Annotated in this window: 18 protein-coding genes and 1 riboswitch; of the genes, 8 read left to right on the top strand and 10 right to left on the bottom strand. The window is 43.1% G+C overall.

The features are described from left to right. Positions 1-46 precede the first annotated feature (46 nt). The 6 genes from desA (at position 47) to DVB69_RS08295 (ending at position 5,990) form a co-directional block, all read left to right on the top strand. The gene (gene desA / locus DVB69_RS08320) at positions 47-1,099 is read left to right on the top strand and encodes a Delta(5) desaturase DesA (protein ID WP_116018452.1); all 1,053 of its coding nucleotides are present in this window, start codon (positions 47-49) and stop codon (positions 1,097-1,099) included. A gap of 91 nt (positions 1,100-1,190) precedes the next feature. Next, positions 1,191-2,324, top strand: a complete 1,134-nt coding sequence (locus tag DVB69_RS08315) for a sensor histidine kinase (protein ID WP_116018450.1) — start codon at positions 1,191-1,193, stop codon at positions 2,322-2,324. A 7-nt stretch (positions 2,325-2,331) separates the two neighbouring features. Continuing rightward, positions 2,332-2,946 carry a response regulator transcription factor gene (locus DVB69_RS08310; RefSeq protein ID WP_116018448.1) on the top strand — a complete coding sequence of 205 codons (615 nt, stop codon included), beginning with the start codon at positions 2,332-2,334 and terminating at the stop codon, positions 2,944-2,946. Positions 2,947-2,979: 33 nt separating this feature from the next. Beyond that, a complete protein-coding gene (locus DVB69_RS08305) occupies positions 2,980-4,323 on the top strand; it encodes a D-serine ammonia-lyase (RefSeq protein WP_116018446.1) in 1,344 nt (447 codons plus the stop codon). 209 nt (positions 4,324-4,532) lie between these two features. After that, positions 4,533-5,366 carry a dimethylarginine dimethylaminohydrolase family protein gene (locus DVB69_RS08300; RefSeq protein ID WP_116018840.1) on the top strand — a complete coding sequence of 278 codons (834 nt, stop codon included), beginning with the start codon at positions 4,533-4,535 and terminating at the stop codon, positions 5,364-5,366. An 81-nt stretch (positions 5,367-5,447) separates the two neighbouring features. After that, positions 5,448-5,990, top strand: a complete 543-nt coding sequence (locus tag DVB69_RS08295) for a histidine phosphatase family protein (protein ID WP_116018444.1) — start codon at positions 5,448-5,450, stop codon at positions 5,988-5,990. Between the two features lie 325 nt (positions 5,991-6,315). Here DVB69_RS08295 and thiW read toward each other — a convergent pair whose 3' ends face one another. From thiW to tenA, 5 genes are read right to left on the bottom strand one after another with little or no spacing between them, the layout of a single operon-like run. After that, positions 6,316-6,810 carry an energy coupling factor transporter S component ThiW gene (thiW, locus tag DVB69_RS08290; RefSeq protein ID WP_116018442.1) on the bottom strand — a complete coding sequence of 165 codons (495 nt, stop codon included), beginning with the start codon at positions 6,808-6,810 and terminating at the stop codon, positions 6,316-6,318. Further along, positions 6,810-7,430: a thiamine phosphate synthase gene (gene thiE, locus DVB69_RS08285; RefSeq protein ID WP_116018839.1), complete on the bottom strand. Its 621-nt coding sequence runs from the start codon at positions 7,428-7,430 to the stop codon at positions 6,810-6,812. Before thiE ends, thiW begins: the two co-directional genes overlap by 1 nt. Positions 7,431-7,449: 19 nt before the next feature. Next, the gene (gene thiD, locus DVB69_RS08280; protein WP_116018440.1) at positions 7,450-8,289 is read right to left on the bottom strand and encodes a bifunctional hydroxymethylpyrimidine kinase/phosphomethylpyrimidine kinase; all 840 of its coding nucleotides are present in this window, start codon (positions 8,287-8,289) and stop codon (positions 7,450-7,452) included. After that, positions 8,286-9,095 carry a hydroxyethylthiazole kinase gene (gene thiM, locus DVB69_RS08275; protein WP_116018438.1) on the bottom strand — a complete coding sequence of 270 codons (810 nt, stop codon included), beginning with the start codon at positions 9,093-9,095 and terminating at the stop codon, positions 8,286-8,288. The genes thiD and thiM overlap by 4 nt, the downstream gene beginning before the upstream one ends. After that, a complete protein-coding gene (gene tenA, locus DVB69_RS08270; RefSeq protein ID WP_116018436.1) occupies positions 9,092-9,778 on the bottom strand; it encodes a thiaminase II in 687 nt (228 codons plus the stop codon). The genes thiM and tenA overlap by 4 nt, the downstream gene beginning before the upstream one ends. Before the next feature lie 117 nt (positions 9,779-9,895). After that, a riboswitch (TPP riboswitch) is annotated at positions 9,896-10,003 on the bottom strand. Between the two features lie 91 nt (positions 10,004-10,094). Between tenA and DVB69_RS08265 the strand changes: the two genes are divergently transcribed. Together DVB69_RS08265 and wrbA are read left to right on the top strand one after the other, a co-directional pair. Beyond that, positions 10,095-11,294 (top strand): DUF3238 domain-containing protein, encoded by a 1,200-nt coding sequence (locus tag DVB69_RS08265; RefSeq protein ID WP_116018434.1) that lies wholly within the window; start codon positions 10,095-10,097, stop codon positions 11,292-11,294. Positions 11,295-11,375: 81 nt separating this feature from the next. After that, positions 11,376-11,987 carry an NAD(P)H:quinone oxidoreductase gene (gene wrbA / locus DVB69_RS08260; protein ID WP_116018432.1) on the top strand — a complete coding sequence of 204 codons (612 nt, stop codon included), beginning with the start codon at positions 11,376-11,378 and terminating at the stop codon, positions 11,985-11,987. A gap of 57 nt (positions 11,988-12,044) precedes the next feature. Here the strand turns inward: wrbA and DVB69_RS08255 are convergent, their stop codons facing one another. The 5 genes from DVB69_RS08255 to DVB69_RS08235 form a co-directional block, all read right to left on the bottom strand. Next, positions 12,045-12,464, bottom strand: a complete 420-nt coding sequence (locus tag DVB69_RS08255; RefSeq protein ID WP_116018430.1) for a universal stress protein — start codon at positions 12,462-12,464, stop codon at positions 12,045-12,047. Between the two features lie 27 nt (positions 12,465-12,491). After that, positions 12,492-13,922: a SulP family inorganic anion transporter gene (locus DVB69_RS08250; protein ID WP_116018428.1), complete on the bottom strand. Its 1,431-nt coding sequence runs from the start codon at positions 13,920-13,922 to the stop codon at positions 12,492-12,494. A gap of 133 nt (positions 13,923-14,055) precedes the next feature. Next, a complete protein-coding gene (locus DVB69_RS08245) occupies positions 14,056-15,468 on the bottom strand; it encodes a sensor histidine kinase (RefSeq protein ID WP_116018426.1) in 1,413 nt (470 codons plus the stop codon). Further along, positions 15,465-16,160, bottom strand: coding sequence for a response regulator transcription factor (locus DVB69_RS08240; protein WP_116018424.1), 696 nt, complete (start codon positions 16,158-16,160; stop codon positions 15,465-15,467). Before DVB69_RS08240 ends, DVB69_RS08245 begins: the two co-directional genes overlap by 4 nt. A 121-nt stretch (positions 16,161-16,281) precedes the next feature. Continuing rightward, positions 16,282-17,439: a S1C family serine protease gene (locus DVB69_RS08235; protein WP_116018422.1), complete on the bottom strand. Its 1,158-nt coding sequence runs from the start codon at positions 17,437-17,439 to the stop codon at positions 16,282-16,284. Positions 17,440-17,521: the final 82 nt, after the last annotated feature.

The following is a 17,521-nucleotide window of genomic DNA, read 5'->3' as shown; positions in this document are numbered from 1 at the left end:
TACTAAGTAACGGCCGAGTAATCGGACCGCTTATCAGGAGGCTGTCATGAGTAAAGAAAAAACAAAACAGCTACACAAAAATGTTGCTCCATTTGCAAAGTCTGATTTAAAGAAAAGTATTATTCAAGTTGTCAATACCATACCTCCGCTACTCATTCTATGGTTCGCAGCGTATCAAGCGTTGTCTGTATCCATATGGTTAACACTAGCGATTTGTGTGGTAGCATCAGGATTTGTCGTTCGGACATTCATTATTTTCCACGATTGCACACATGGCTCTTTCTTTAAAAACAAAAAAGCAAATGACATTGTAGGAACGATTACAGGGGTTCTCACTTTGTTCGCATACGAGAAATGGAAACGTGAGCATGCTATCCATCACGCATCTAGCTCTAACCTCGACAAGCGCGGTGTAGGCGATATCTGGGTCATGACGATTCAAGAATATCAAGAAGCATCTTTTTGGCAACGCTTGGCATACCGTGTTTATCGTAATCCATTAGTGATGTTTGGGTTTGGGCCATTGTATCTTGTTCTAATTACGAGCAGATTCAACAGAAAAGATGCACGCAAGAAAGAAAGAATGAACACTTATCTTATCAATGCTTGTTTAGTTGTTCTATACACAGGAATGATTTTACTTGTAGGTTGGAAGGCATTCGTCATTGTTCAAGGAGCAACGATGTTTACAGCAGGTGCACTTGGCATTTGGTTATTCTACATCCAGCATACATTTGAAGATTCGTATTTCGAAGAAGAAGCTGAGTGGGATTATGTGAAGGCAGCAGTAGAAGGTAGTTCGTACTACAAATTGCCGAAAGTGCTTCAGTGGGCGACAGGCAACATTGGTTTCCATCACGTTCATCATTTGGCCCCACGTGTACCGAACTATAATTTAGAAATGGCTCATGAATTGACGCCGCCCCTTCAACAAGCGACGACAATTAACATGAAAAAAAGTTTGGAATCACTTCGTTATAAGTTGTACGATCCTGAGCACAAATCATTTGTAACGTTTCGTGGGATTGGAAAAGCGGCTAATTTAAAAAATGTATCTATTGATCTGAAACCTAAAAAGACGTCATTTGATGCAGAATAATTATAATCAGTAGCCATCTCATTGAGAGATGGCTTTTTTATATTTGAACCGGTACACTAGAGAGAAATGGAATGGAATGGGAGGAGTTCAAGTGAGCAGTTGGTATAATTTGTTTCCTCGATATCCATGGCTTAGCATCTACATATGGGTGATTTTCTGCGTTCTTCCCTTTTTCTTCATATTCCGGACGTCCGAACCGTTAAATATCGCAATCGGTATCGTCATGGTCTTTTTATTTCTACTATGCTATCGTTTTTCGTTTAAATCGCAAAGCGGACTCGTTTATATGTGGCTCGCGTTTGAAATGGCGATTAATATCGGGCTGACGTTGTTGTTTGGTTACGTTTACCTAGCTTTATTTACAGCGTTTTTCATAGGCAACATCAGACGACCAGTTGGTTTTTTCATAATGTATGGTATTCATATTGCACTAACAATCGGGGCAATTGTTGCGGGGTTTTTCCTCGAAATTGATTTGTTTTTACCACAAGTTCACTTCTTAATCCTTACGTTGATTGGTGTTGTACTACTGCCATTCAATTTGTACACCCATAACAAACAAGAAAAACTGGAAGGCCAGTTAGTCTATGCACAGGAACGGATTTCTGAATTGACCGTGGTAGCAGAACGACAACGAATTGCACGAGATCTCCATGATACGCTCGGTCAAAAACTCTCACTCATTGGACTTAAAAGTGATCTAGTAGGGAAGCTGATTACACGTGATCCTGAGCGTGCTGCAAGAGAATTACAGGATATACGTCAAACGGCAAGTGTTGCACTCAATGAAGTACGGGAACTGGTTTCCAACATGAGAGCAGTGCGTCTTCCAGAAGAATTGGCGAGAGTTCAGCAAGTGTTGCGTGCAGCTGAAATTGAACTCACAGTTGAGGGCGAGGCTAGGTATGCAGAGATTACTCCGATTGTCGAAAATGTACTTAGCATGTGCTTGAAAGAAGCGGTGACGAATGTAGTCAAACACAGCTTCGCTTCTAAATGTACAATTACCTTTCATCCCGTATCTGAGAATTTTTCGATTACAGTAGCAGACAATGGTATTGGATTATTGGAAGGAACCGATGCTTTGCCGGGAAACGGTTTGAATGGCATGCGAGAGAGATTGGATTTTGTGAATGGGAGTCTTCAAATCCAAAAGGAACAAGACGGTGGAACGGCAATGACATTCAACATCCCATCTATTTTAAGAAATATCGTAAAGGAGTGATTGGTACATGATACGGATAGTATTAGCTGAAGATCAGGGAATGTTACTGGGAGCCCTCGGTTCGTTACTTAGTTTAGAGGATGATATGGAAGTCGTTGGGCAAGCTAGAAACGGAGATGAAGCTGTAAAGCTTGTTCAAGAAACACTGCCGGATATTTGTATTATGGACATTGAAATGCCAGTATTGACAGGTCTAGAAGCTGCTGAAAAGTTACATACGGAACCATGTAAAATCGTAATTTTAACTACTTTTGCACGAGCAGGCTATTTTGAGCGTGCACGAAAAGCAGGAGTACGCGGCTACTTGTTGAAAGATAGTCCAATTGAAGAGCTGGTTAGCTCAATTCGCTCAATTATGGCAGGACGTCGTATTTATGCACCTGAACTTGTAGATATTGCATATGGCGAAGATCGAGAAATTGAAAGCCCGTTGACTGATCGAGAAGCAGAAGTCTTGGAATTGATAGCCGAAGGAAAAACAACAAAACAAATTGCCAACGTCTTACATCTAACCCCTGGTACTGTGCGGAATTATATCTCTATTATCTTAGACAAAATGTCTGCGGGTAACCGAATTGAAGCAGTGAAAAGATTCCAAGAAAAAGGTTGGTCCAAGAGATAGTAATCGAGGAAAACATGTATAGGGGGAGGTTTCATGCGGAAAATGGAGAGAATGATAACCGATTTTCCACTAATCGGAGATATGGCAAAAGAGCAAGAAGTTCTTTGGATGAATCCACATCTTGGAGATTCAGCTACAGGTATCCGCTCATCTGGGTTGACGGCGGAGGATGTGAAGGTTGCGTCCGATCGCCTGAAACGATTCGCACCATTTTTTTTAGAAGTATTTCCAGAAACAAAAGCTAACGGAGGGCTCATTGAATCTCCCCTTACTGAAATTCCGAGCATGAAGCAGATGCTAATCGATGAGGCCAGTATCAATCTTCGAGGTACATTGTTTATCAAACAAGACAACGCGTTGCCTGTATCCGGTTCTATAAAAGCCCGTGGTGGTTTTCATGAAGTGTTAAAACACGCAGAAGTGTTGGCGATGAAACACGACCTGATTCAAGAACAGCGGGACTATCGTCAATTTTCACAACAACCTTTCACAGAGCTGTTTGCCTCCCATAAAATTGCTGTCGGGTCGACGGGTAATCTAGGATTGAGCATTGGCATTTTAAGTGCTGCTCTTGGATTTGAAGTGACCGTACATATGTCAGCCGACGCAAAAATTTGGAAAAAGGAGTTACTCCGGAGTAAAGGGGTTACCGTCATTGAATATGAGGATGACTACAGCAAAGCGGTAGAAGAAGGTCGACGTGAAGCTGAGCGGGATCCGATGTGTCATTTTGTGGACGATGAAAACTCCCGTGATTTGTTCTTGGGCTATGCAGTTGCGGGTGAACGAATTGCTGCACAGTTTGCAGAACAAGGAACCGTAATAAATGAAACGCATCCGCTGTTCGTTTACTTGCCCTGTGGTGTAGGTGGAGGACCAGGTGGTGTCGCATTTGGTCTGAAATTGGCCTTTGGCGATGCTGTCCATTGCTATTTTGCAGAGCCTGTAAGTGCGCCATGCATGTTACTAGGTATGATGACGGGGTTACAGGATAAAATTAGCGTACAAGAAATTGGTTTGGACAACAAAACAGCAGCGGATGGATTAGCTGTCGGACGTCCTTCAGGCTTTGTTGGAAATGTCATGAAGCCCCTATTAGAAGGGATATACACTGTGAAAGACCGCACATTGTTCGGATTATTACGATTGCTCGCAGATACAGAATCGATTCAAGCTGAACCATCCGCACTTGCAGGAATGATGGGCGCTATTCACACGATATCTTCAGGTGTAAAGCTTGCGGATTCAATTAGTGCTCGACATCTCGTCTGGTCCACTGGCGGTGGAATGGTGCCGGAAGATGTGATGAAAGAATATTACCAAGAAGGTGGAAATGTCGAATTATTTCCCGGGAAATCGACAAAAAACGTGGAATAATTCACCTGCAGTTAACGTTCAAGTGAAACGTTAACTGTTTTTTTATTCATTAAATTGGATGGATATTAAGGGGATATATCCGTTTGAAAGACGTCCTTGAGGGGAATATTTAAAGATGATACTCAACAACTTTAACTGGAGGATGAACAACTATGAACTCCCCTGTTACTCAAGCGATGGACAACCAGAAAGAACAGCCTCAGTCAAGTATGCCAGTAGCAAAATGTGTAACTGAATATGATACATTACGTCGGGTCGTTTTGTGCGAACCTAAATATATGGCCATCAAGGATATTATTAATGATGTGCAAAAGAAATATAAAGATGAAAATATTGATCGTACCAAGGCGATGAAGCAACATGAAGAATTTGAAAGAAAGCTGAAAGAGCATAATATTGAAGTCATTAAGTTGCCTTCTTCTGAGCGGTATCCTGAGCAAGTATTCACAAGAGATATTGGTTTTACACTTGGAGACCGGCTATTTCTTGCTGATATGGCGAGTGATATCCGGAAAGGTGAGGAAGCAGCCCTTCAAAACTGGCTACTTCAAGAAAACATACCTTTCAGAGTTTCAGAAAGCAGGGTGGAAGGGGGAGATGTGATCGTTGACCGTAATCGTGTGTTCGTTGGCATTAGTAGCCGCACGAGTGAAGAGTCTGTTCAGCATTTAGAACAAACCCTTCCGGACCACGAAATCATTCGAGTGCCATTCAATGAAAAGTACCTGCACTTAGATTGCGTATTTAACGTAATTTCTCCAGAGGTAGGACTGTACTTCCCAGAAGCATTTGATGTGGAAACGCGCAAGAACCTGGAGTCGATGTACAATCTTATCGAAGTTGAAAAGGAAGAACAATTTACGATGGGCACGAATGTGCTGTCAATTGGAAGTGGACAGCTGTTCAGTTTGCCACAGAATCCGCAAGTCAATGCCGCGATGCGAAGTAAAGGTTTCGATGTAATTGAAGTCGACTTCTCAGAAATTATTAAATCAGGTGGCTCATTCCGATGCTGTTCGATGCCAGTAGTACGAAACGATTAATTAATAAAGCCACTACTTATTTTTGAGGAGTGGCTTTTTACAATTGTTGCGATTGAAATTTTACGATGTGGAGGGTGTTCAATGGAAAAAGTAATTTATCTTGTAAATCATGGAGAAGCAGAAGGATATGCCGCACATGACTCATTAACAGCGGAAGGGATAGTGCACGCTTCTGAACTTGCAGAGTTTCTAGAAAGTTATCCAATTGAGCGAGTTATCACAAGTCCATTGATGCGAGCGCGTCAGACGGCAAACCAAATTGGAGACAAACTTGGAATTCACACCGAAGAGGACAGCAGGTTAGCGGAGCGTCAAATGAGCTCGCAAGTTTTTAATGATTGGTTATTAAAAGTGGAAGACACTTTTTTAGATTTAAATCTTTCTTATGAAGATGGTGAAACATCAAATGATGCGATGCAGCGAGCGAGTGATGTCATCGATGAGCTGCCAGATAACAGTCATACGGTAGTGGTTACACACAGTTTGTTACTTGTACTGATTATGCGTTGTTTTAATGATCGTATTGGATTTGAAGAATGGCAAGCTATCAAGCATCCAGATGTTTACAAGATGCAAATCACTAAAGATGGGGCACAAATAACCCATTTATGGGAACATGAGTGACCAATAAGAGGGCGTCCAGGAATTTTCATGGACGCTCTTAATGTTGGGTGATTGTGAGTGGAGGCGATTTGCTGATATGTGCTTATGGATAGGTGGATATGCTCATAAATTCTGGGAAGTGATCATAAATCGGGGAAAGTGCTCATAACGACTGGAAAGTGATCATAAATTACAGAAAGTGCTCATAACTAAAGGAAAGCGATCATAAACCAGGGAAAGTGATCATAACCCGCGAAAAGTGATCATAACGACAGCAACCCACTCATATCCCACAAAAAAATCGCCAGACTGCAGCACCGATCCGCCACAATCCAGCAGTCTTTACTCACAAATGTTGCAATTGTCTTCCAACCGGATGGTGCAGCAACCGTGCAGCAAGAACCCCTCCAATAATCGCCCCGCTCACACTAGAAACTAAGAAGGGAGGAAGGAAGAAAAATGCCCCGACAGACGTTCCCATCAAAATAGCAGCGTATGGTACTGCGAACAAAGAGGCGATCAGGCCGGTGCCAATCATCTCACCTATCGCTGCCGCCCAAACTTTACCTGTTCTTTGAAACAAAATGCCAGCTAAGGCTGCACCTATCATCCCGCCTGGAAAGGCGAGCAATGAACCTGTTCCTGTTAGAATTCGTAGAACTGCAGTCACGAAAGCAATCATAATTGCGGGAACGGGACCGAGAAATACAGCGGCAGCTACGTTAACGGCGTGCTGAATCGGATATGCTCGTGCAATTCCAGCGGGGAATGAAACAAATACGGAACCTGCAACCGCAATTGAAACGAGTAACCCCATGATTGCAAGTTTACGTGTACCCATTAGATACTCACCCCAGCATGCTGAACTGCCTTAACGATTAAACGAGCAGCCTCTTCCGGATTCTTTGCAGCCGCAATTGCTGAAATGACAGAAACTCCTGATGCACCGCTTTTCATCACAATGTCCAAATTGGTGGGGGTGATTCCACCAATGCCCACAATCTTAAGTTCTGGAAAGATTGCAGCCACTTCTGAAATTTTTGAGGTTCCTGCCACAGGTTTCGAATCCGACTTTGAAACTGTTGGATACACGGGTCCCATCCCTATGTAATCTGCACCCGCAGCAAGAGCAATAGTTGCTTCTACAACGGAATGTACTGAAACTCCCAGCAGTTTTTGATCACCAATTTTGTTGCGTACCAGAGTTGCAGATAAGTCGTCTTGACCAACATGTACACCATCAGCGTCAATCAGAACGGCAAGTTCCACATCATCATTCACAATGAATGGGACGCCAAAAGCCTTACATAATTGCTGGCACTTTTTTGCGAAGGTCAGTTTTTCATCCCCTTGCAGCGCAGCGGGTCCTTTTTCACGTAGCTGAAAGCACGTAATCCCTCCCTTCAATGCTTGTTCTAACACTTTTAAGGGATTCCCATGGGGGGCATTAAACGAACCCATAATGAAATACACTTGCAAGTCAACGTCTCTCAATGAGCTTCACCTCCTTAGTTTTCAAACGACCATTCCTCCTGAAAGCAGCATGATTGGTTGGTCCATGCCCATGACCAATTTCGATTCCATCCTCTATAGCTATTTGAATAAAATGCTTTGCAGTCACAACCGCTTCTTCTAATGATTGGCCTTTCGCTAACTCAGCAGTAATCGCTGCTGCAAATGTACAACCAGTGCCATGTGTATGCTGTGTCTCAATCCGCTTTGAACGCAATAACAAATAATCGCCATTTGCGTTCATGAACAAGTCTTCTGCATAAGGAACATCATCACGATGCCCACCTTTTAATAGAACTGCAGAAGCGCCCATGGACAACAACGTGTTCGCGGCAATTTCCATGTCACTTTCTGAACGGATTGTTTGACCCGTCAAAACTTCTGCTTCTGGAATGTTCGGTGTAATGAGCGTCGCTATAGGAAGTAAGTGATTTCTTAATGCTACAACTGCTTCGTTCTGCAACAAAGAAGCGCCGCCTTTGGCAATCATGACGGGATCGATGACCAAGGGGATTGTTGGATACTCCATTAAAGCATTCGGGATTGTCTCAATAATTTCAGCAGAAAATAACATTCCTGTCTTAATCGCTTTTACAGGAAAATCAGTAAGTACCGCCTGTATTTGAGCTGCAACAATACATGCATCCACTGGCTGAACAGCATGAACCCCAATTGTGTTTTGTGCAGTTATCGCAGTCAGTGCTGATGTACCAAATACCCCGAGTTCCTGAAATGTTTTCAAGTCTGCTTGAATGCCAGCACCGCCACCGCTATCGGAACCGGCAATCGTTAAGGCTGCTGAGATCACGAAATCACCTCCTGCTCGTACTTGAATTGATCATCAGAAACATCTTCAGAGTTTAAAGAATGAAGTGTATTTAAGAAATTCATAGCAAAATCACCAGGACCAAATGACTGTTCAGCTGCAATTTCTCCAGACTTTTTATAGAATGCAAGACTCTCAGCTACTGTTTGAAGGGTATTCCCATGACTAACTGCCAAAAATGCTCCAGCTACTGCACTCAGAAGACATCCTGAACCAGTTACAAGCGACATAAGTTTATGTCCGCCTGATATTCGAATCACTTGCTCGCCATCCGTGACCAGATCCGTTTCACCCGTTACTGCGACTATACAGTCATTCTGTCGGGCAACTTGCTTCGCGGCATCTACTATATCGATATCACCACTTCCGGCGTCAACGCCTTTGGCATTCCATGCAACACCAGCAATAGCTGCAATTTCTCCGGCATTTCCTCTAATTAATGTGAAGTCCAGCTTGTTTAAGAGTTTAGCAACTGTTTGTTTACGAAACGAAGTTGCACCAGCACCTACAGGGTCAAGCACGAGGGGACGCTCATGTTGCAAAGCACCTTTTCCGGCTGCAATCATTGAATCGACAGTTGTTGAATCCAGTGTTCCTATATTCAGAAGGGTACAAGAAGAAATTGCGGCGATATCTGCAGCTTCTTCCAAGGAATCTGCCATTATCGGAGAAGCTCCAAGCGCTAATAAGCCATTCGCTTGGAAGTTAGCCACTACAATATTTGTAATGCAGTGTACTAAAGGATTGGTTCGTCGCAAATCTGTCAGAATGGTAGGCTGTCGTATCATAGCTCTATCTCCGTGGTAGATTCGACTTCCCATTGCTGCTGGGTCCAAGCCATTTCCCAGAATTGCAATTCATAATGACTGCTTTTCACGAAGTGTGCTTTCAGTTCATCGCGTTTTTCTGGTGAAACTGAATCCGCTAATGCATTCATGCGGTTAATTTGTTCAAGGGTTGCTAATTCAAACCATTCTGACCCGTAAGTCGCGATCCACTTATCGTAAACCGGATGATTGGGCGTAGCGTTTTTCAATCGTTCACCAATTTCGTAATATAACCAATAGCAAGGGAGTAGTGCTGCAAGTGTATCCGCGAGATCCCCATTCATCGCTGTCCTGTATAGATGGGAAGTGTATGCATACGCGGTCGGCGCCGCCTCAAACGAAGCGAGATCCTCATCCGTTACCTTTAGCAATTCAAAGAATCCTTCATGAAGTGAGATTTCAGCACCGCACGTTTCTTCCGCGTGTTGTGCAAAGCGTTGTGTTGTCACCAAGTCTTTCGCTTGCACAGCGGCAAGTGCATGGACTTTTGCAAAATGTTTTAAGTAATATGAATCCTGAAGTACGTAACATTTAAAAATATCCTCTGATAGTGTTCCTTTTGCTAAGTGTTGGATAAATGGATGGTTGAAACTAGCCTCCCAGCTTTCAGTACAAAGTTCACGAACCTCTTCACAAAACGTCATTTTAAACCGCCCCTTTCGATGAATGAACCGAAAAAAAGCCACTCCTATCGACTCATCAGTCGAAGGAGCGGCTCGCATTATAGGAAGTTTTCAGGGATCTACCCGAAAATAGACGTGTCCATTTGCGATCCACTTCCCTCCGCTGGTATGAGCCAGATCAGGTTCCAAGGGTCCGCATATCAATACGCGTCTCAGTCTTTTACAAAGACTCCCCCAGTGGGCAATCGTTTTCAGTTTTCTCCATCACTATACCATAGTTTTAAAAATTGGCAATAAGGGCAAAATACAACTACTACGTGAAAAGGAGGCCGTGTACATGCCGGAGCGCTTTGAAATCACATCTGTTACCCATGAAGTTGGTCGAATTGCGTTTGAATGGGACGATGCAGGTGGAATGTATCACGTGTATAAAGACGGCGAGCACATTTACGAAGGGACATCCCCTGATTTTCAAGATACTGATCTTTTAGCGGACACGTTTTATAAATATACAATTGAACGCTATGTAAATGACGAAGTGAAGGACGTGGTAGTCATGCAAACTTCCACGTTTTCCATGGAGAAAAACAAAAGCAATCCTCTTCAGTCACTTGTCACTACGACAATCATCGCTAGAACTCAAATTGCATTGTCTTGGGAACGTTTGAGTGATACAGAGACGTATACCATTTATCGCAATGGGGAACAGCTAGCTCAAGTGGATTCCAATCGATTTATAGACAGAGACTTTACGATGGATGAACCAATTACGTATGCGATTTATTGTGAGCGGTCCATTGTTCAATCTGAAGAGACCTTTAACAATGCGAGGTCCTTCATCGCCAAAGCCTTTGGATTTTTCTTACCTAAAGACAAGGAAAAACCAGTCTATATTGAAGGATTCACGATGATGAAATCTATTGATAGCCCCGCTGCGCTATTGACTTCAATTTATGATTATCAAAAACCAGTCACCATCAACCAATGGAACTTTCAATACAAAACGTTTCTTGAGGAAGATCTAGTTGAAAACCCAAATGTCCTATCCCCTAATCGGTATTTTAAAGGCGATAATAGACAATTTGACCCCGTGTCTGATGCCTTTCGAACTTTTGTAGACATTGAAATCCACACGAACACCCCGGAGGATCCCTTGACATTTACAAAAAAAGTAGGTGAAAGTGTTGCCTATGGATTGGGTAAGAAAATCCGAGACCGTGAAACGGCAACCGATGAAGGGATCATTTTAAAGCAATTTGATTATGGAAGAGATGAAACGAAATTTAGCTTAGAACACGCGGTGGGCAATCCATTGACGACCGCTCCAGCTATAAACTATGAAGTTCAGGCAGTTCTAAGAAAGAATGGGACGTATGACCTTACTGGTTTCCATGACCAGTCACCGAATCACGAAATCTATTTAAGAAAAGGGGATACAAATCGGTGGATTCCTGTCCATCTAAGCAGAAGTGAAGGTCTTGCTTATATGAGTGGAGTTACAGCACATCAGTATTGGCGTTTTTCAAACATTAATTAGCCTTATGCTACTGTTTTTCTAACACAGGGTTATTCAATTAAATCTATTTTGAACTAGAGATGAAAAAGGAGAGGGACGAATATGACAAAAACAGCTATTGTATATTACAGTTCAACAGGTACGAATTACCAGCTAGCGGAATGGGCAGCAGCTGCTGCTGAAGAAGCAGGGTCAGAAGTAAAAGTATTGAAAGTAAAAGAGACAGCACCTGCAGCTGCAATCGAATCAAACGCAGCGTGGAAAAAACATTATGACGCAACGCAAGACATTCCAGAAGTGACACCAGATGATTTGGAATGGGCGGATGCAATCATTTTTAGCGTTCCAACGCGTTTTGGTAATATACCGGGACAAGTGCAAAGTTTTATCGACACTGTTGGAGGTCTATGGGCACAAGGTAAACTCGCCAATAAGGCAGTGAGTGCGATGTCTTCCGCACAAAATGAGCACGGTGGGCAAGAGGCAACGATTTTATCACTTTATACGACGATGTACCATTGGGGGGCAATTGTCGTAGCGCCAGGATATACAGATCCTGTCTTGTTTGAAGCGGGCGGCAACCCATACGGAACAAGTGTCGCGGTTGCCCCAGATGGTGAAATGAAAACAGATCGGAAAGCTATTCAAGCAGCTGTTGACTATCAGGCGAAAAGAACAGTAGCTGTTGCAAAAGCGCTTCAGCATATGGAATGATTTAGATAGTGTTGCAAAATAACAAAACCGTCACCCGATTTTCGAGTGACGGTTTTGTTATTTTACGAGCAATACCGGGCAACTCAGGCGCTTCATCACTTTGTGACTAACGCTACCAAGAATCATTTCCTGGAAAGAGTTAAGCCCACGACTGCCAATGACGACGAGGTCGAACGACTCTGTATGTGCATAGTTAATCAAAACAGGTGCGGGCTCACCATGCAAAATTTGTACTTGGTAAGGCGCATCATATTCCCGCAAGACCATTTCGATAGGTTTGAGTTGCTTTCTACGAGTCAGTTCGAGCGAATCCTTACTTTCTGCATGTAGTACGGATTCTTTTGCTTTGTCAAAATCCGCAACGAACACGATAGTAATTATGGAGTCATCTGAACAATTAGCAAGCCGTGCAGCCTCTCTAGCTGCTCGAGTGGAGTTATCAGATCCATCTGCAGCGAGCATGATTTTCTGATACATCGTTACCCACCTCATTGATCAATAGAGTCAGGTCATGAGCTCATTGAGCAAACGCCTGCTGGATTCACCTAAACCGATAATCGTTACATTCACGCCCAGACTGCGATAGGATTCAGTTACTTTTTTGACGGCAACAGCTGCAGAATCATCCCATACTTGCGAATCTGTGAAATCGAGGATGATCTTATCAACGGTTTCATCCATAAGGAACGATTCGTGGAATTTCTCGACAGATGCAAAGAATAATTGACCTTTCACAGCGTAGCGGATGGAATCATCCTCAATAATGCGATCTACATGGATTTTAGAGATTTTAGCAACGAACAGAACAGCGCTCAATACGACTCCGGCAATCACACCTTTAGACAGATCGTTTGTTGCTACTACAATTACGACTGTAGCGAGCATGACAAGAGCATCTGATTTAGGTGCTTTTCGAATATAGGAGAAAGAGCCCCAGTCGAATGTTCCGATTGAAACCATAATCATAATCCCGACAAGAACAGGCATAGGAATCTGAACGACTAAGTCACCCAGCACGATAATTAAAAACATGAGGAACGCTCCAGCGACAAATGTAGACAGTCGCGTTCTACCACCTGATTTGACGTTAATGACAGACTGACCAATCATCGCACAACCAGCCATGCCTCCGAAAAATCCATTAATGAAATTAGCAATTCCTTGCCCGCGGGCTTCTCTGTTTTTTTCACTATCTGTAGCGGTCATATCGTCTACAATCGTTGCAGTGAGAAGTGTTTCTAGTAAACCGACAATCGCTAAAGCAACTGAATAAGGTAATATAATCATCAATGTCTCGAGTGTAAATGGCACATCGGGAATGATGAAGTTTGGTAATGATTTTGTTATTGTACCTAGATCACCTACTGTTTGTAAATTTGTACCTGAGTAGATTGCAACGATACTCAAGACCACAATCGCGATAAGTGGAGCAGGGATTGCTGTGAAAAATCTAGGTAAAATATAAATAATAAGCAATGTAATTGCAACGAAAACATACGTCATAGTTGAAATGCCAATGAAATGAGGGACTTGAGCCATAAAAATGAGAATTGATAGGGCATTCACAAATCCAATCATGACGGCATTCGGAATGAACTTCATCAGCTTGGCTACTTTGAAGATGCCAAAGATAACTTGTATTACACCCGTTAGAATTGTTGCGGCAAGTAAGTAATCGAGTCCATAGTCACGAATAAGCGGGGTCATTAGTAATGCCATGGATCCTGTTGCTGCTGAAATCATGCCAGGACGTCCGCCTGTAAAAGAAATTACGACAGCAATGATGAAAGACGCATATAACCCAACCATCGGGTCAACGCCTGCGATAATCGAAAAAGCAATGGCTTCAGGAATGAGTGCGAGTGCTACGACTATACCTGCGAGAACATCAGCTCGCACATTCGAGAACCAATGCTGTTTTAAGTATGTTGCCATTATTGTGGACTCCCTTATTGAAAAAGTTGCAGAGTTGTCTTAGTGTACTGCATCTTTTTAGTGTATCACGGGGAGTCGCGACAATAAATGGGTATTGTTGTATCTGTACAATAAATCTCAACACTTTTCGGAATTAGATCGATTCTTGAGGAAGTTGAATTGTAAATAATGCTCCATGCCCTTTTTGGCTTGAGACTTCAATCGTTCCGCCATGCAGCGTGACCAGCTGACGAACAATAGAAAGACCAAGACCGAATTCTCCGTAAGGATTGGATGTCCGTGAATCGATCGCTTTATAAAAACGGCTCCAAATCTTTTCGACTTCTTCCGAATCCATTCCAATGCCGGTATCTTGAATCTCTAAAATCACGTGATGACTATCTGTTTTCGCCAATAGCGAAATTTCTCCTTCTTCCGTGAACTGGATACTATTTTTCGTAATGTTCAACAAGATTTGAGTGAGACGATCATAATCAGCAAACACGGTCAATGTTTCCGGTGCTTCCACATGGATTGTTGTGCCACGTTGTTCAGCTGCGGGTTCTAACTGTTCACGAATTACCTCGAATAACTCTATAATACGAATCGGTTGCTTAACTAGTGTAATTTGGTTCGATCTGATCTTTTCATAATCGAGATTTTCGTTAACAAGTCGTAACAATCGTTTCGTTTCTCCACTTGCAAGTTGTAACGCTTTGTCTTTTTCGTTTTCTGAAATCAGGTCACTCCGTAATCCTTCAATTGTTCCCCGAATTGTCGTTAGCGGCGTCCGGAGTTCATGGGAGACGTCTGCCATGAACTGGCGTCTACGGTTTTCAAGATTCTCAATTTCTTCATGGGAAGTGTACAGGTCACTGACCATTGCATTGAAATCAGTCGCCAACGCATCGATCTCATCACGACCACTTTCAGGAATTCGAATAGTATAGTCACCTGCAGAGACTGCCGCAGTGGCTAACCGTAGTCGCTTAATCCGTCGTCCATGATAAATGGAAAGCAAGCCGCTCAGAATGACAGCAACTGCGAATGCAGTAAGGGCCGCGTAAATCAAATAACGATTCATTTGGGAAATGATTGCCCGAGGACCTTCAATAGGGGAGGTGAGTAAAACGCCTCCGACAAATTGGGGTCCTTGGAAGTAAGGGAGTAATACAAAAGTAACAGCCTTATCAAAACGACTTTGCTCCTGGCGTACCGAAACGGCTTTTCCACTTTGAAGCTGTGCCCACTCCGATTCATTGAGTTCAATCAGTGGAGTTTTGAGTCCGGTTGAGTAGATAATTTTCGATTCTTCGTCGAACAAACTGTATTGGATATCCCGGCTGTTTAGCACTTGACCAAAGGATTGAAGAGTTTGTTGAGAAGGCTTGGGACTGCGATCGATGTCTGTAAGAAGGGCATGCCCATATTGTTCAAGCTCATCGGTTTTCGTATCGTATACATATTGCTCAAAGAAATGGGAAAAGAGCAGTCCGACTAGTAGCACTGCAGCAACAATCACACTCACGTGACTGACTAACTGTTGGGTAAAGTAGTTCACTTTCATAAGGATTCCTCTTCTGATTCATCAAATTTATATCCGACTCCCCAAACGGTATGGAGGACTGACTTTCCAATTCCTGAAATTTTCGTTCTCAGCCGCTTAATATGGACATCCACAGTCCGATCATCACCGTAAAAATCGAATCCCCAGACGCGTTCCAGCAACTGGTCCCGTGAGAAAACCTGTTTTGGATGGCGGATGAAAAAGACGAGTAAATCATATTCTTTCGGTGTTAAGTTTTCTATAGAAACACCATCTGCTAACACTTCACGGGCGTTTTCATCCACACGGAAATGCACTGTTTCAAGCATTGGATTCGTTTCCATCTCTTTTGTAGGGCGTCTGCGTGTCACGGCTTTAATACGTGCCATTAACGCAAGTGGGCTGAATGGTTTGGTCACATAATCGTCAGCTCCCATTTCCAAGCCTAGCACCTGATCAGACTCGCCATCCTTTGCGGTGAGCATAATAATCGGGACGTCATCTCCCATTTTTCGAAGCGACTTACATATCGTCACACCATCCATTGAAGGAAGCATCCAGTCGACTATGAGACAATCCCAGGCTTCTTGGTGAGCCCTTTCAAAACCGATTTTTCCGTCCAAGACGAACTCGCCGTCAATGCCTTCTTTTTCAAAAAACAGCCCAATCATCTGTGACACACTTTCATTATCTTCAATGACAAGAATCTTCAACGAAGTTCGCCTCCTTTACTTTAAAGCTATCGGGAAATGCCCATTCATGCAACTCATTTGTCCACTATAAAAAAGTTGCCCAGCACCCAACAATCAGGCATCTGGACAACTGTTCTTCAACTTACTTTTGGATGTCAGCATTACTCGAAAGGGTCACGTTCAAAACTTGTTGTTTGCCTTCTCGATAGATGGTGAATTTCGCTTTGTCTCCAACTTTTAAATCGGTATAAAGGACTTTACGTAATGCAGTCGAAGAGTCGATTGCTTTTCCATTTACTTCAGTAATGACATCTTCCTCTTTGAAACCAGCTTTTCCACCAGGAGAATTTTGGTCTACATTACCCACCATTACGCCACCTTTCACACTGTCTGGAATGTCTTGGATATACATTTCAGGGACATCTGCAAGGTCAACGAGCCCAACCCCGATATAAGGCCGAGTAATTTTACCGCCCTTCATCAATTTCTCTGCAAGTGGTTGTACATCATTGCTTGGGATGGCGAATCCGATTCCTTCGACGCCGTTTTGAGCGATTTTCAAGCTATTTATCCCAATCAATTCACCTGCTGTATTTAACAATGCACCGCCGCTGTTACCTGGGTTAATAGCTGCGTCAGTCTGAATGACATCCATCTCCCATTTACCAGCGGATGTATCTACATCGATTGAACGGGTCGGAGCACTCACGATCCCTTGTGTTACAGTACCTGAGAAATCGAGACCAAGTGGATTTCCAATCGCAACGACCGCATCGCCTGCACGAAGTTTTGCAGAATCTCCAAATGATAATGTACCTTCTGCATATTTTTTATCCATCTTAAGGACTGCTAAATCCGTGAGGGGATCTGTACCGACTAAGACAGCGTCTGTTTCCTCACCGCTTGCTGTTGTAATTCCGATTTTTCCTGCATTCTCAATTACGTGGTTATTCGTAATAATATAGGCATCGGTTCCTTCCGTTTTAAAGACAACTCCTGAACCTGTTCCGACCTTCTGAGATTCGGATGAACCCGCAAATCGATTTCCAGAGGATTGATAGTTGTCAACTCCGACAATAGCTTTAGAAGCATCGGCTACCATATCAGATAACGATGTTTGAGGAGAGGAGCCGGTCGCTTGGACGTTATAGGGAGTAGTGGTCTCCGAATGTGAAGCTGCCTGGAGCCCGGTGTCCTGTTTTAAGATATCTGTATTCGTAACTGCACCAAGTGTTAATGCTGAGCCAAGAACCCCTGCACCAACTGTAGATAATAGCCATTTACCTTTTGATGTATTCATTGTCCATCGCTCCTTTATATTTTGTTGATAAAGTAAGTGTAAATCGAAATTGTGAACAAATTATTACCGAGACGTTAACAAG

The sequence above is a fragment of the Sporosarcina sp. BI001-red genome, from assembly GCF_003384035.1.
In the GTDB taxonomy this organism is placed as follows: domain Bacteria; phylum Bacillota; class Bacilli; order Bacillales_A; family Planococcaceae; genus Sporosarcina.
The sequence above is the reverse complement of the archived record's forward strand: the minus strand, read 5'-3'. Positions and strand labels throughout refer to the sequence as shown.

Coding starts and splice junctions, on each gene's coding strand:
- desA (WP_116018452.1), top strand. CDS start 47: ATGAGTAAAGAAAAAACAAAACAGCTACACAAAAATGTTGCTCCATTT.
- DVB69_RS08310 (WP_116018448.1), top strand. CDS start 2,332: ATGATACGGATAGTATTAGCTGAAGATCAGGGAATGTTACTGGGAGCC.
- DVB69_RS08305 (WP_116018446.1), top strand. CDS start 2,980: ATGCGGAAAATGGAGAGAATGATAACCGATTTTCCACTAATCGGAGAT.
- DVB69_RS08300 (WP_116018840.1), top strand. CDS start 4,533: ATGCCAGTAGCAAAATGTGTAACTGAATATGATACATTACGTCGGGTC.
- DVB69_RS08295 (WP_116018444.1), top strand. CDS start 5,448: ATGGAAAAAGTAATTTATCTTGTAAATCATGGAGAAGCAGAAGGATAT.
- thiW (WP_116018442.1), bottom strand. CDS start 6,810: ATGGGTACACGTAAACTTGCAATCATGGGGTTACTCGTTTCAATTGCG.
- thiE (WP_116018839.1), bottom strand. CDS start 7,430: ATGGGTTCGTTTAATGCCCCCCATGGGAATCCCTTAAAAGTGTTAGAA.
- thiM (WP_116018438.1), bottom strand. CDS start 9,095: ATGATACGACAGCCTACCATTCTGACAGATTTGCGACGAACCAATCCT.
- tenA (WP_116018436.1), bottom strand. CDS start 9,778: ATGACGTTTTGTGAAGAGGTTCGTGAACTTTGTACTGAAAGCTGGGAG.
- DVB69_RS08265 (WP_116018434.1), top strand. CDS start 10,095: ATGCCGGAGCGCTTTGAAATCACATCTGTTACCCATGAAGTTGGTCGA.
- wrbA (WP_116018432.1), top strand. CDS start 11,376: ATGACAAAAACAGCTATTGTATATTACAGTTCAACAGGTACGAATTAC.
- DVB69_RS08255 (WP_116018430.1), bottom strand. CDS start 12,464: ATGTATCAGAAAATCATGCTCGCTGCAGATGGATCTGATAACTCCACT.
- DVB69_RS08250 (WP_116018428.1), bottom strand. CDS start 13,922: ATGGCAACATACTTAAAACAGCATTGGTTCTCGAATGTGCGAGCTGAT.
- DVB69_RS08245 (WP_116018426.1), bottom strand. CDS start 15,468: ATGAAAGTGAACTACTTTACCCAACAGTTAGTCAGTCACGTGAGTGTG.
- DVB69_RS08235 (WP_116018422.1), bottom strand. CDS start 17,439: ATGAATACATCAAAAGGTAAATGGCTATTATCTACAGTTGGTGCAGGG.